Here is a 12,388-nt window from a genome sequence, read left to right as displayed (position 1 = left end):
ATGTCTCGCACGCTACAACCGCGAGGCCCCTTCGCGCCGCTCGATCACCGGACCGTATTAGATTGCCTCGCTCCGCTCGGCCGCTGGGGGCGCCTTTGAGGCGGCGGTCTTCGTCGTCGTCCGGGTTCGTTCCTCACCCGCCCTCCTCCTCAGACCACCGCCGCGCCCGTGCCTGATTGCCTCGCTCCGCTCGGCCGCTGGGGGCGCCCCTGAGGGGGCGGTCATGGGCCGGGGACCAGGCCGAGGGCCGCCATGCGCTTGCCGTGCTCCTCGGTGAGCCGGGCGAACAGCCGGCCGATCTCCACCAGGTCCTCGCCCGTGCCCGCCTCGGACGTCCCGGCCTCCTGGGGTGCCATCGAGACGAGCAGGAGGGCCAGTTCGGGGCGGGCCGCCGCGAGCCGGTGCCCCTGGCTGAGCGCCTCACCCACCATGCGCCGCGCCCACAGCGCGAGACGTCCCGAGAGCTTGGGGTTCTCGGCCAGCCCCGCCCGGACGCGCTCCACCACGAACTCCGACCGGCTCTCCTCGGCCAGCACCTCGTCGACGAGCTTGCGCGTCTCCGGATCCACGTGCCGGGCGGCCTCGCGGTAGAAGTCACCGGCGATGCCGGTGCCGACGTACGCCTTGACCAGGGCCTCCAGCCAGTCTCCGGGCCGCGTCTGGGCGTGCCAGTCGTCCAGGGCCGCCACGAACGGCGCCATCGCCTCCTCCGGGTCCACGCCGAGCCACGTCAGGCGGTCGCGCAGGAGACGGAAGTGGGCGTACTCGGCCGCGGCGAGATCGCTGAGCGCGGCGCGGTCGGTGAGCGAGGGGGCGAAGGCGGCGGCGTCCTCGGCGAGCCTGAGGAACGCGGTCAGCTCCGCGTAGGCGAGGACGCCGAGCAGGTCGACGACCCCGGCAGGGGAATCACTCATGGATGCAGCGTACGAGTTCCAGCCTCCCTCGCTCATCCCCCGGCCCCCGCCAGGCCGGCTCCGGGGCGCGCGACACGCGGGAGATGGGCGCAGGCCGCCGAAAACACGCGACTTCCATGCGGAACACGAAGAAATCGGCTCGGTGTTGTGGTATCGAGTACACTGCCCTGTAAGAGTGCGACCGCAGTATGTTATTCAGGGCGTTCCCGCCTGATAGCCCCCACGCGCGCGCAGCGCGCCGCGGCGGTCGCCGAGAAGAGATGAGGGTTGGCATATCCGCGCGGACCCGGCACGACGATCCTTCGGCCGCCGGTCCCGGAAGCCCGCCTTCGCAGGAGACCTAGGCAGGCCGAGCTGACCACGTTCCGAGACCTTGGAGTCATACCCGAGATCGCCGATGCCCTCGAGACCGAGGGCATCACCTCACCGTTCCCCATTCAGGAGATGGCCCTTCCGCTCGCGATCAGCGGGCAGGACGTCATCGGCCAGGCGCGCACCGGCACCGGCAAGACCTACGCCTTCGGCGTGGCCATGCTGCAGCGCGTCGGCAAGCCCCGCAAGAACCGCAAGAAGCCCCGCGGCCTCGTCGTCGTCCCGACGCGGGAGCTCGCCCTGCAGGTCACCGAGGACCTCGTGGTGGCCGGCGGCAAGCTGGGCTCGCGCATCCTCACCGTCTACGGCGGGCGGGCGTACGAGCCGCAGATCGAGGCGCTGAAGCAGGGCGTCGACGTGATCGTCGGCACGCCCGGGCGTCTGCTCGACCTGGTGAACCAGAAGCACCTCGACCTCGGTCAGGTGACCATGCTGGTCCTCGACGAGGCCGACCGCATGCTCGACCTGGGCTTCCTGCCCGACATCGAGCGCATCATCAAGCTGATCCCGACCGAGCGGCAGACCCTGCTGTTCTCGGCCACCCTGCCGGGCGAGATCGTCCAGCTCTCGCGCCGTTACCTGACGCGCCCGACCCACGTGCGCGCGGAGAACCCCGACGCCGGCGGCGACGACGTCTCCAAGACGGCGCAGTTCGTCTGGCGCACGCACCGCATGGACAAGATCGAGATCGTCGGCCGCCTGCTGCAGTGCGAGGGCCGCGGGCTCACGATGGTGTTCTGCGAGACCAAGCGCGCCTGCGACATGGTGTCCGAGCAGCTGAAGGAGCGCGGCTTCGCGGCCGCTGCCGTCCACGGCGACCTCGGCCAGGGCCAGCGCGAGCAGGCCCTGCGCGCGTTCCGCAACGGCAAGATCGACGTCCTGGTGGCCACGGATGTGGCGGCGCGCGGCATCGACATCGACGACGTGACCCACGTCGTCAACTACGACTGCCCGCAGGACGAGAAGACCTACGTCCACCGCATCGGCCGCACCGGCCGGGCGGGGCGCACGGGTGTCGCGGTGACCTTCGTCGAGTGGGAGGAGCTCACTCGCTGGAAGGTCATCAACAACGCCCTCGGCCTGGAGTTCGCCGAGCCGGTGGAGACCTACTCCACCTCTCCGCACATCTACGCAGACCTCGGCATCCCCGAGGGCACCAAGGGCGTGCTGCCGCGTGCCCAGCGGTCCCGCGCGGGTCTCGACGCCGAGCAGATCGAGGACCTCGGCGAGACCGGGCGGCACCGCTCGCGCCGTGAGCGTGAGCGTGAGCGTGACCGCGACCGCGACCGTGATCGCGACCGTGATCGCGAGGAGCGCCGCGAGCGTCCGGCCCGCAACCGCCAGCGCCGCCGCACCCGCGGCGGGCAGCTGATGGACGCGGCCACCGCGGCCGAGCAGGCGGAGCCGGTCGAGCAGCTCGCGCCGGCCGACCTCGACGTCGAGGGCGACATCCTCGCCCCCGAGCCCCCCGCCACCGCCACCCGCAGGCGTACGCGCGGCGCGGCGGCCGCGGCCGTGGAGGCCGAGCCCGCCGTCAGCGTCGAGCCCGCCGTCAGCGTCGAGCCCGCCGTCAGCGCCGAGCCCGCCGTCAGCGCCGAGCCGACCGCGACCGCCGAGCCTGACGTCGTTCCCGAGGTGCCGGCGCCGAGGCGCGCGCGCCGGGGCGCGAACAAGGCCGCGCTGTCCGAGGCGCTCGCCGAGGTGGCCCCTGTGACGTCGACGGACGGCGGCGCGGTCGCGCCCGCCGCCCAGGAGGCGCTGATCGGCGCCGACGAGTTCGAAGCGGCGGAGCCCTCCTCGCCCGCCGTGCCCGAGGCGCCCGCCGCCCGCCCCGAGCCGGAGCGGATAATCCCGTCCTCTCCGTTCTCGATCATCTTCCGCGCGCCCGACCTGGCGCCGGACGACGATTACGAGGATTACGTGGCTCCCTCCGCGGCCTCCGAGCGCGCACAGCGCCGGCGGCCGTCCCAGCAGCGGTCCAGGAGGGGCTGAGAAAGGCGGCGGTGAACGACCACGGCCCGAGCGCGTGGGGCGCCGGGCTGCCCTCAGGGCGGCCCGGCGCTCCGTGCGCCACGCCCCTGCCGTGGTGAGACGCCATCCGACCAGGTGAGAATGTGGAAAGCCGACTACGCTACCGCCGTAGCGCACTTGACGGTGTCGCAGACATCGATCTTCAGTATCGTGGTGCCACGTGAGTACGCCGCGCTTCCTGACCCTGCCCCCCGGTGTCCGTGAGGAGCAGATCGAGACGCCCGTGGGCACGTTCGCGGCGCTCGAGGCACTGCCGGTCAGCGGCGTCCCCGAGCGCCTGCCCGCGCTGCTGGTCCCCGGGTTCAGCGGCAGCAAGGAAGACTTCATCGCCGTCCTCCAGACGCTGGCCCAGTCGGGACGCCGCGTCGTCGCCATCGACATGCGCGGCCAGTACGAGACCAAGGGCCCCGACGACCCCTCGGCCTACACGTGCGAGGCGCTCGGCGACGACATCGACCACGTCGCGGCCGCCGTCGGCGACGGTGAGCCCGTCCACCTGGTGGGCCACTCCTTCGGCGGCCTGGTCACCCGCGAGGCGGTGATCGGCGGGGCCGCGAAGCTCGCGTCGTACACCCTGATGAGCTCCGGCCCGGCCGGCATCACGGGCCCGCGCGAGAAGGCCGCCCGCGGCCTGCTGAGTGAGCTGCCCGAGGTCGGCCTCGAACACCTGTGGACCCACCGCCTGGAGCCGGAGGCCATCGTCGCGGGCGTGCCCGACGACATCCTGGAGTTCCTGCGCAGGCGTCTTTTCGCCAACTCCCTCACCGGCCTGCTCGCCATGGCCGAGCAGGTGCTGTCGGCCCGCGACCGGGTCGACGACCTCAAGCAGGCCGGTGTGCCGACGCTGGTGCTGTACGGCGAGCACGACGACGGCTGGTCGCCCGCGAGCCAGGCCGAGATGGCGGCCCGCCTCGCGGCCGAGTGCGTCGTGGTGCCCGGCGCCCTGCACTCCCCGGCGGTCGAGGCCCCGGAGACCACGGCCCACGCCCTCACCCGCTTCTGGCACCAGGCCGAACACCGCCTGCTCCAGAGCAGCTGAACCCCGGCCCCTCCTGCCTCGGCCACCTGGGGGAGGGCATGTAATCATCTACCTACTATGACCGGGATCGGCGAGATCGTCGTTCAGCCCCCTCACACGGTCACCTGGCTGGTCCACATCGACCGGACGATGTGGGTGGGAGGGGTGCGGGGGCTGATGCTGCAGGCGTTGCACCCGCTCGCCATGCGCGGGGTGTGGCAGAACTCCACCTTCCAGGAGGATCCGTTCGGGCGCCTGCGCCGTACGGCCGACTTCGTCGGGCGGGTGACGTTCGGCAGCCCCGAGGAGGCCGACGAGATAGGCCGCCGCGTCCGGGGCATCCACCGGGCGTTGCGCATCCGCGACCCCGGCACCGGCGCGACGCACCGCGTGGACGACCCCGAGCTGCTGCTGTGGGTGCACTGCGCGGAGGTGTCGTCGTATCTCTCGGCGGCGAGACGGGCGGGGCTGCGGCTCACCGACGGCCAGGCCGACCGCTACCTACGTGAACAGCGCCGCAGCGCCACCTACGTCGGCCTGCACGAGGAGGACGTGCCGGGCTCGCTGGCCGAGATGCGCGACTACTTCGCCAGCATGCGGCCGCGGCTCGCGGTCACCCCCGAGGCGGTCGCCGCCGTGCGCTTCCTGCTGTGGCCGAAGCTGCCCGAGGACCTGCGCTTCCTCGCCCCCGGCAAACCGGCGTACTTCCCCTTCGGCGCCCTGTGCTACTACACCCTGCCCGCGTGGGCCCGCCGGATGTACGGCGTGCTGCCCGAGGTCCCGCAGGTGAGCGTGACCGCGGCGCTGCGCGTGTTCCGGCTCGCCATGAACACCCTGCCGGAGCCCGTGCACGACCACGCCTTCATGCCGGGCACCCGCGAGATGCTGGCCCGGTCGCGGCAGCGGCTCGGGGCAGCCGGCTACGACGTCGGCAAGGGGCTCAAGGGCCTGACCGACCCCCGCCGCTGGCCCTCCCCGACCGGCTGACAGGACGCCGGTAGACCAACGGCTCGTCGCCGGCCGGCGCGGCGGCGGTGAGCCGCTGGACCAGGTGGTGGTCCGGGGACAGGGAACAGGCGGGATCGGTACGGCCGGCGTGGCCGGTCAGCGCGTACGCCTGGCACCGGCACCCGCCGAAGTCGGTCTCCCGGCGGGGGCAGCCCGCGCAGGGCTCGTCCATCCACGCCGTCCCCCGGTAGGCGTTGAAGGCCGGCGAACGCTCCCAGATCCACCGAAGCCCGTCCTCGCGCACACTCGGGAAGGTGAGGCCGGGCAGGACGTACGCCCCCGGGCAGGGCAGCACGGCGCCGTCCGGCGCGACGGTCAGGGAGACCGCGCCCCACCCGCCCATGCACGGCTTCGGGATGCCCTCGAAGTAGTCGGGGACCACCCACACCAGCCGCACCCGGTCCTCCAGGCGCTCCCGCCAGGCTTTCACCTTCTCCTCCGCCCGGCTGAGCTGATCGCGGGTGGGCAGCAGCGCTCCCCGGTTGCGCAGCGCCCACCCGTAGAACTGGGTGTTGGCCAGCTCGACCCGCTCGGCGCCCCAGGAGACGGCGACGGCGATGATCTCGTGGATCGAGTCCAGGTTGTGCCGGTGGAGCACGACGTTGACCCCCAGGGGCAGGCCCGATTCCCGGACCAGCCCGGCCGCGCGCTCCTTGGCGGCGAACGACCGGGTTCCGGCCAGGCGGTCGGACGTCTCGGCCGTGGCGTCCTGCACCGACAACTGGACGCTGCGCAGGCCGGCGGCGGCAAGCTCCGCGAGGCGCGCACGGTGCAGGCCGGCCCCGCTGGTCACGAGCTGGGTGTAGATCCCGGCGCCGTCGGCCGCCGCGACGATCGCCGTCAGGTCGCGCCGCAGCAGCGGCTCGCCGCCCGACAGGTGGGCGTGCACGACGCCGAGCTCGGCCGCCTCCGCCATGACCCGCGCCCATTCCTCGGTGGCCAGCTCACGCGAGCGCGCGATCAGCTCCAGCGGGTTCGAGCAGTACGGGCAGCGCAGGGGACAGGCGTGGGTGAGCTCGGCCAGCATCGCCCAGGGAGCGGGGATCTCGGGCCGGATCACCGCAGCCAGCCCTCCTGCCGTACCCGATGGAGGAACTCGTGGACGTCGTCCGCGACCGGCGCACCCGGGTACTCGGCGCTCAGCTCCTCGATGATGCGCGAGACCGTACGGCTGCCGTCGCACAACCGGAGCACGGCGGCCGCGGCGCCCCGGAGGACGACGATCCGCTCGGGCATCAGCAGCAGGTCGGTGTCACGGACGGCGTCGTGGCGCAGTTCGAGTGCCCACCCCAGGGAGGGCCGCCAGTCCGCGGTCATCGGTAGGCCCCGTCGACCGCGTCCAGGAGCGACCACAGCACGTCGCACTTGTACGCCAGCGCGGCGACCGCCTCCTCCTGGGCGGACCGGTCGCGGCCCCAGTCGAGCACCAGCCGGAGCGCCTCGCCGCTGTCCTGCGCGCCCTGCGGGATCCGGGTCCGGAAGTACTTCAGCCCGGCGGGCTCGATCCAGTCGTAGTGACGCTCGAAGGCCTCGATCCGGGTACGCATCAGGTCGGGGGCGAACAGCTCGGTCAGCGAGGCGGCCACGGCCGCGAGCGGCGAGCCGAGGCGGCACAGGTTGACGTACCCGTCCACCGCGAGCCGGACGCCGGGCAGCACGCCCTCGCCGGAGAGCAGCAGGTCACGGCCGAGACCGGCGGCCTCGCCCAGGCGCAGCCAGCGCTCGATGCCTCCCTCGCCCGCCTGCGTGCCGTCGTGATCGTGGATGCGGCGGATCCACAGGCGGCGCAGTTCGCTGGAAGGGAGCTTGGCGAGGATCAGGGCGTCCTTGACCGGGATGTGCCGCTGGTAGTGGAAGCGGTTGAGGATCCAGCCCCGGATCTCCTCCCGGCGCAGCTCGCCGGCGTGCATCCGCAGGTTGAAGGGGTGACGGTGGTGGTAGCGGGCGGCGGGCACCTCGCGGAGCCGGGCCTCGAACTCCTCGGCCGTCCAGGCTTTCACAGGGACCTCCTCGCGCGGACCGGTCAAAGCTCGATCACCGTGCCCTCCGCGGCGACCTCGACGCCGAGCCGGGCCAGCGTCGCGTGCTGCGGGGCGTCCGGGCCGACCAGCGGGTTGGTGTTGTTGAGGTGGGTGTACAGCACGCGTCCGGGGAGCCGGGCGAGCCGTTCGGCGGTCGCCTCGATCGGGAGGTGGCCCATCTGCGTGGCCGTCCGCTCGGAGATGCCCGCGCGGCGGGGCTCCTCGTCGTCCCAGAACGTGCCGTCGACGATCACGCAGTCGGCGCCGGCCAGGGCGGTGTCGAGCTCGGAGGGCCAGACGCCCATCGCCGGCGCGTACACCAGGACCTTGCCGGTCACCCGGTCGGCGAGCCGGAGCGCCACCACCCAACCGCGACCGGCGTCCCCCACCTCCACCGGCACGGAGCCGAACCCCCTGCCCTCCTCGAAGCCCGGACCACTCCCCGCACCGGCCACGGAGTACGGACCGCTCCCCTCACTGGGCTCGGAACCAGGCCCCCTCCCGGCGCCCGCCTCGCAGCTCGGACCTCTCGCCGCGCCGGGCGTGGCGCCGGCGTACCTCGGGCGCTTCCCCGAAAGCGGGACGGCGTCCACCTCGACTCCGCCGCCGAGCGGGCGGGCGTCCGGCGACGATGGCAGGTCGTGCCAGGTCAGGCCGGTGTACGGCGCGAGCACCTCGCCGAGCCGCAGCCGGCCGGTGAGGGCCCCGCACACGGCCGGCGTGGCCCACAGCTCCAGCTTGTCCGCCTCGCGCAGGCGGGCGATCCCCAGCGTGTGGTCCAGCTCGGCGTCGGTGAGGATCACCCCGGCGAGCGGCGTCTCCCTGCGGCCGGGGCCCGGGAGCAACCAGTCACACGCCTCGATCTGGTCGCCGATGTCGGGGGTGGCGTTGACGACGTAGGACCGTGCCGTCTCCACCTGGACGGCCAGGGAGGCGTGCCGGCGCCGGCGGCCCGGGTGGGCGCGTGCCCCGGCGCATCCGGAGCACGCGCAGTTCCACTGCGGGACGCCGCCGCCCGCGGCGGTACCGAGAAGCTGCACACGCATCGCATACCTCGCTGTGCTTGATCGCCTCGCTCCGCTCGGCGGGCCCGTTCCTGTTCGCCTCGCTGCGCTCGGCGGCGAGGGGCGCTCCTCAGACCACCGCCGCGCCCGTACCCATGGCCTCGCTCCGCTCGGCAGGCGAGGGGCGCTCCTTGAGGCGGCGGGCTTCGTCGTCGTCCGGGCTCGTACCTCACCCTCCCTCCTCCTCAGACCACCGCCGCGCCCCTCGCGGGCGGCGTCACCTGTTGAGGAAGTAGGCCGACATCTCCATTGACGCCTCGACGATCTGGTAGTCGGGCTTGTGCCAGGTCTTCTCCTCGTCTCTGGGCTTCCTGCGCTTGCCGTGGATCCGCGGTGGCTGTCGCTTGCCCTGGTCCTTCGACTCCGCCATGAGCGGGCACCTGCCTTCCGTCGCTGGAGGGTTACACACGTTATGACGGGAGCCTCTGGCGATTGTCAAGAACTTTGCCCATAACACATCCGACCTATATCGCCCTATGCCGCAAAGTTGGCGAAGCCGGAACCAGACTGTCGGCTTGTCATCGGATGTCTGCCTCAGCCCTCCTGAGCGGCGAAGATGGCCTTGAAGCGTGCCGCACCCTCGCGTTCCAGCCAGGTGGCGAAGTCCATCAGGCCGGGGTGGAGTTCGCGCAGGGCGGGGATGTCGGCCTGCCATCCGCCGAAGGAGCGGGCTCGCCGTACGTTGCCGAGGTCCACCCCCTGCTCGGACAGAAGTTCTTCGGAGATCGGCCCCCGGGGAAGGGGCCGGTCGGCCGCCTGGCTGATGGCGTCCACGAGCCGCTCGACGGTGAGCTCGTCACCGGCGATCTCCAGGGCCTCGCCGACGTATCGTCCGGGGTCGGCGAAGGCGAGACCGGCGAAGGCGCCGATGTCGGTGACCGCGATGAGCTGCACCGTCGTACCCGGCTGCATCATGTTGATCAGCGGGGTCGGGCCGAGCACCCCGAACTGGGGACTGGCGTGGTTCTCCATGAACATCACCGGCCGCAGGATCGTCGCGGGCAGGCCGAGCCGCGCGATGTGCTGCTCGATCTCCCACTTGCTCTCCCAGTGGCTGATGCCGCTCCTCCGCTCGGCTCCGCCGACCGAGGCGTACACCAGGTGCCGCACGCCCGCGGCGTGGGCGGCGTCGGCGACGTTGACGCCGAGGCGCACCTCCCCCTCGGCGAAGTGGGGCGCGTCCTGGGCGGGCTGGACGCTGAAGACGCCGTACGCGCCCTCGGCCGCCGCGTCGAGGGAGGCCCGGTCGCCCATGTCCCCCTTGACGAGCTCGGCGCCGGCCTCGGCCAGGGCCCGCGCGGCCGGAGTGGACGGGTCGCGCACCAGAGCCCGGACGCGCCAGCCGTCCGCCAGGAGCCGCCGCGCCGTCGCGCCGCCCTGCTGACCGGTCGCACCGGTGACGAGCACGATCTTCTCCGTCGTCGCCATGTTCTCTCCCGCTGTTAGTGTGTGACGTCGGGACCGGAGCACCGCTCCCGACATGGGTGAAAGCGTTTCGGAGCACTGCTCCGAGATAATCGGAGCACCGCTCCGAATATACGGAGCAGTGCTCCGCCCTGTCAACGACGGGAGACGACCACGCATGACCGAAGCAGTGCGCGCGGACGCGCGACGCAACTACGAGCTACTGCTCTCCGTCGCCCGGGAGGCCTTCGCCGAGCACGGCACCGACGCCTCGCTCCGCGACGTCGCCCGGCGCGCGGGAGTGGGCATCGGCACGCTCTACCGGCACTTCCCGACCCGCGAGGCCCTGCTGGAGGCGCTGTTCCGCACCAGGTTCGACGACCTCCGGCTGCGGGCGGAAGATCTGCTCTCCTCGCAGTCCCCCCGCGAGGCGCTGGTCGCCTGGCTGAAGGAGCTCGCCATCGGCTCGACCACCTACCGCGGTCTGCCGGAGTCGGTGATGGCCGCCGTGCGGGACCCCGACTCGGAGCTGCACGCCTCCTGCATGAGGATGCGCGGCGCGGGAGCCGCGCTGCTCGACCGCGCGCAGCGGTCCGGTGACGTGCGCTCGGATGTGACCATCGAGGAGTTGATGGCCCTGGCCGCGGGCGTCGCGTGGGTGAGCTCGGAGTCCACCGGCGGCGCGGACCTCGTCGACCGGCTGATGATCCTGGTCACGACGGGCCTCGCCACCGCCTGAACGATCGACCGGCGGAGACGGGCGGCGGGGATCAGGAGGCGTCGGCCAGGCCGTCCCAGGGCTGCCGGGCCGCCCCCGCCGCCTGGCCCTCGGCACAGTGACGCCGGAAGTCGCACCACGAGCAGATGGGCCCCGGCCTCGCCGGGAACCGCTCGTCGACCTCGGGAGACACCCTCACCGGCCCCCCGGGCGCGGTCTCGGCGCGCCGGTCGCGGTAGAACTCGTCGGCCTCGGACGCCTCGAGCGCGACATCCTCGGCGCGTCCGATGTGACGGCGCAGCGACTCCTCGGTGTGCTCCCACTGCACGATCGAACCGGTCGGTACGTGGTGGAGCTCGACCCTGCGGCAGGACCGGTGCAGCACCCGCGAGGACGCCACGGCGTAGATCGCCAGGGCGAGCGAGGACCGCGCGTCGTCCTCGGTCAGCGGGCGCCGGCCGGTCTTGTAGTCGACGATCACCAGCTCGTCGCCCCGCCTGTCGATGCGGTCGACCCGGCCCGAGACCGCGATCACGGACGTGCGGGTGGCGACGGTGCGCTCGACGCCCACCGGCTCGGCGGCGGGGTCGAGGGTGCTGCTGTAGCCCATGACCATGGCCCGTGCCCGGTCACGCCACTCCAGCGACTGCTCCTGGTCGCGGAAGCCCTCGGTGATCCACCCCTTGGTGAGGAGGATGCCGGCCATGGCGGGCGTGCGGCGGTCGTACGGCTCACGCCACCACCCGGCCAGGGCGTTGTGCACCGAGGCGCCCACGCTGTTGTGGGCCCACGGCGGCCCCTTGGGCGGAGCCGGGCGGTCGAGGTAGGTGAAGCGGTAGCGCCGAGGGCAGTCGAGCCAGGTGTTCAACCGGGACGGCGTGCACGTGTAGAGCCGTCTGGGCATGCCTTCCAGACCGAGTTGCCCCACGCCGAACTCTCCCCTCGCCCCGGCGGGCGCCCGGCCCGCCGATCTCGTCCACCGGCCCTCATGATCGCCGTCGCCGGGGAACGGTCACCCGGCGACGGAGGTCACTCGTCGTCGAGGTTGAGCTTGATGCCCGAGACTCGGGTGCCGTCGGCCGGCAGGCCCTCGGCGGGAGCCTCGGAGGAGTCGCCGCCGCCGGTGAGCTTGCCGGTGAGCCAGTCGTCGAAGTGGGGCTCCTGCTCGCCGACCGTGGTCTCCTCGCCGTGGGCGGGCAGCACGCGCGTGTCGGTCGGCAGCGTGAAGAGCCGCTCGCCGATGGCGGTCAGCTGGTCGGCCAGCGCGGGGTACTCCCCGCCGAGCTTGCCCGGTCCGTCCGCCTGCAGCGTCTTGCCGGTGAAGACCGCGCCCAGCGCCTCGCAGTACAGCGAGCAGCCGCCCTGGGTGACACCGGGAGTGGCGATGACCTCCAGCTCGACGTCGGCGACGCCGAAGACGCCCTCGTCCTCCATGTCGATGTCGGGGTAGGTCTCCGACCAGGTCTCGCGCCAGAGCTGGCGGTCCTTGCGGTTGAGGGCGACGACCGCCTCGTCGCGCGCCGCCACCTCGATCGCGCCGCCCACGTGGTCGGGCAGGCCGTGGGTGCACACGACGGCGAGCACCTCGCGCTCACCGACCGCGGAAAGGATCGCCTCCGCGTCGCGCGCGGGGTCGATGACGATGACTTCCTCGTCGTCACCTACGATCCAGGTGTTGTTCTCGACCTTGTGCTCGGCGCCGTCGATCGTCACGACGCCCTCGGTCACCACTCGCTCGATACGCGCTGTCACGGCACGACCTTACCGAACACTTGAGCCGGTCCGCCGCTCCCACCGGAACAGTCTTCGGGCAGGAGCCCCCGGGACCCCCCACAATC

Annotated in this window: 13 protein-coding genes; 4 read left to right on the top strand and 9 right to left on the bottom strand. The window is 72.6% G+C overall.

Annotated elements, in window-relative coordinates:
• Positions 1-221: 221 nt before the first annotated feature.
• Positions 222-914, bottom strand: a complete 693-nt coding sequence (locus KIK05_RS22155; protein ID WP_214412692.1) for a ferritin-like fold-containing protein — start codon at positions 912-914, stop codon at positions 222-224.
• A 444-nt stretch (positions 915-1,358) separates the two neighbouring features.
• Here KIK05_RS22155 and KIK05_RS22150 point away from each other — a divergent pair, with 444 nt between their 5' ends.
• From KIK05_RS22150 to KIK05_RS22140, 3 genes are all read left to right on the top strand, one after another.
• The gene (locus tag KIK05_RS22150; RefSeq protein WP_214412691.1) at positions 1,359-3,278 is read left to right on the top strand and encodes a DEAD/DEAH box helicase; all 1,920 of its coding nucleotides are present in this window, start codon (positions 1,359-1,361) and stop codon (positions 3,276-3,278) included.
• 199 nt (positions 3,279-3,477) lie between these two features.
• Complete coding sequence (locus tag KIK05_RS22145; RefSeq protein WP_214412690.1) at positions 3,478-4,356, top strand: alpha/beta fold hydrolase; 879 nt, start codon at positions 3,478-3,480, stop codon at positions 4,354-4,356.
• 57 nt (positions 4,357-4,413) lie between these two features.
• Positions 4,414-5,322 (top strand): oxygenase MpaB family protein, encoded by a 909-nt coding sequence (locus KIK05_RS22140; protein ID WP_214412689.1) that lies wholly within the window; start codon positions 4,414-4,416, stop codon positions 5,320-5,322.
• Here the strand turns inward: KIK05_RS22140 and pqqE are convergent.
• The 6 genes from pqqE to KIK05_RS22110 form a co-directional block, all read right to left on the bottom strand.
• The gene (pqqE, locus tag KIK05_RS22135) at positions 5,276-6,403 is read right to left on the bottom strand and encodes a pyrroloquinoline quinone biosynthesis protein PqqE (protein ID WP_214412688.1); all 1,128 of its coding nucleotides are present in this window, start codon (positions 6,401-6,403) and stop codon (positions 5,276-5,278) included. The genes KIK05_RS22140 and pqqE overlap by 47 nt on opposite strands.
• Positions 6,400-6,660: a pyrroloquinoline quinone biosynthesis peptide chaperone PqqD gene (gene pqqD, locus KIK05_RS22130; protein ID WP_214412687.1), complete on the bottom strand. Its 261-nt coding sequence runs from the start codon at positions 6,658-6,660 to the stop codon at positions 6,400-6,402. Before pqqD ends, pqqE begins: the two co-directional genes overlap by 4 nt.
• Positions 6,657-7,343 (bottom strand): pyrroloquinoline-quinone synthase PqqC, encoded by a 687-nt coding sequence (gene pqqC / locus KIK05_RS22125; RefSeq protein ID WP_214412686.1) that lies wholly within the window; start codon positions 7,341-7,343, stop codon positions 6,657-6,659. Before pqqC ends, pqqD begins: the two co-directional genes overlap by 4 nt.
• Positions 7,344-7,366: 23 nt before the next feature.
• Entirely contained in the window at positions 7,367-8,410 is a 1,044-nt protein-coding gene (locus KIK05_RS22120) for an MBL fold metallo-hydrolase (RefSeq protein ID WP_214412685.1), read from the bottom strand.
• Positions 8,411-8,645: 235 nt separating this feature from the next.
• Positions 8,646-8,798 (bottom strand): hypothetical protein, encoded by a 153-nt coding sequence (locus KIK05_RS22115; RefSeq protein WP_214412684.1) that lies wholly within the window; start codon positions 8,796-8,798, stop codon positions 8,646-8,648.
• Between the two features lie 164 nt (positions 8,799-8,962).
• Complete coding sequence (locus KIK05_RS22110) at positions 8,963-9,856, bottom strand: NmrA/HSCARG family protein (protein WP_214412683.1); 894 nt, start codon at positions 9,854-9,856, stop codon at positions 8,963-8,965.
• Between the two features lie 154 nt (positions 9,857-10,010).
• Between KIK05_RS22110 and KIK05_RS22105 the strand changes: the two genes are divergently transcribed.
• Entirely contained in the window at positions 10,011-10,571 is a 561-nt protein-coding gene (locus KIK05_RS22105) for a TetR/AcrR family transcriptional regulator (protein WP_214412682.1), read from the top strand.
• Between the two features lie 31 nt (positions 10,572-10,602).
• On the opposite strand, the gene KIK05_RS22100 is transcribed toward KIK05_RS22105, so the two are convergent.
• Positions 10,603-11,478 (bottom strand): RecB family exonuclease, encoded by an 876-nt coding sequence (locus KIK05_RS22100; protein WP_308250054.1) that lies wholly within the window; start codon positions 11,476-11,478, stop codon positions 10,603-10,605.
• Between the two features lie 101 nt (positions 11,479-11,579).
• Complete coding sequence (locus KIK05_RS22095; RefSeq protein ID WP_214412681.1) at positions 11,580-12,302, bottom strand: MBL fold metallo-hydrolase; 723 nt, start codon at positions 12,300-12,302, stop codon at positions 11,580-11,582.
• Between the last annotated feature and the right edge of the window lie 86 nt (positions 12,303-12,388).

The organism is Sphaerisporangium fuscum, from assembly GCF_018531465.1.
Classification (GTDB): domain Bacteria; phylum Actinomycetota; class Actinomycetes; order Streptosporangiales; family Streptosporangiaceae; genus Sphaerisporangium; species Sphaerisporangium fuscum.
Note: the sequence above shows the minus strand (reverse complement) of the source record. Positions and strands in the feature narration are given on the sequence as shown.

Coding starts and splice junctions, on each gene's coding strand:
- pqqD (WP_214412687.1), bottom strand. CDS start 6,660: ATGACCGCGGACTGGCGGCCCTCCCTGGGGTGGGCACTCGAACTGCGC.
- KIK05_RS22150 (WP_214412691.1), top strand. CDS start 1,359: ATGGCCCTTCCGCTCGCGATCAGCGGGCAGGACGTCATCGGCCAGGCG.
- KIK05_RS22105 (WP_214412682.1), top strand. CDS start 10,011: ATGACCGAAGCAGTGCGCGCGGACGCGCGACGCAACTACGAGCTACTG.
- KIK05_RS22115 (WP_214412684.1), bottom strand. CDS start 8,798: ATGGCGGAGTCGAAGGACCAGGGCAAGCGACAGCCACCGCGGATCCAC.
- KIK05_RS22140 (WP_214412689.1), top strand. CDS start 4,414: ATGACCGGGATCGGCGAGATCGTCGTTCAGCCCCCTCACACGGTCACC.
- KIK05_RS22155 (WP_214412692.1), bottom strand. CDS start 914: ATGAGTGATTCCCCTGCCGGGGTCGTCGACCTGCTCGGCGTCCTCGCC.
- KIK05_RS22110 (WP_214412683.1), bottom strand. CDS start 9,856: ATGGCGACGACGGAGAAGATCGTGCTCGTCACCGGTGCGACCGGTCAG.
- KIK05_RS22120 (WP_214412685.1), bottom strand. CDS start 8,410: ATGCGTGTGCAGCTTCTCGGTACCGCCGCGGGCGGCGGCGTCCCGCAG.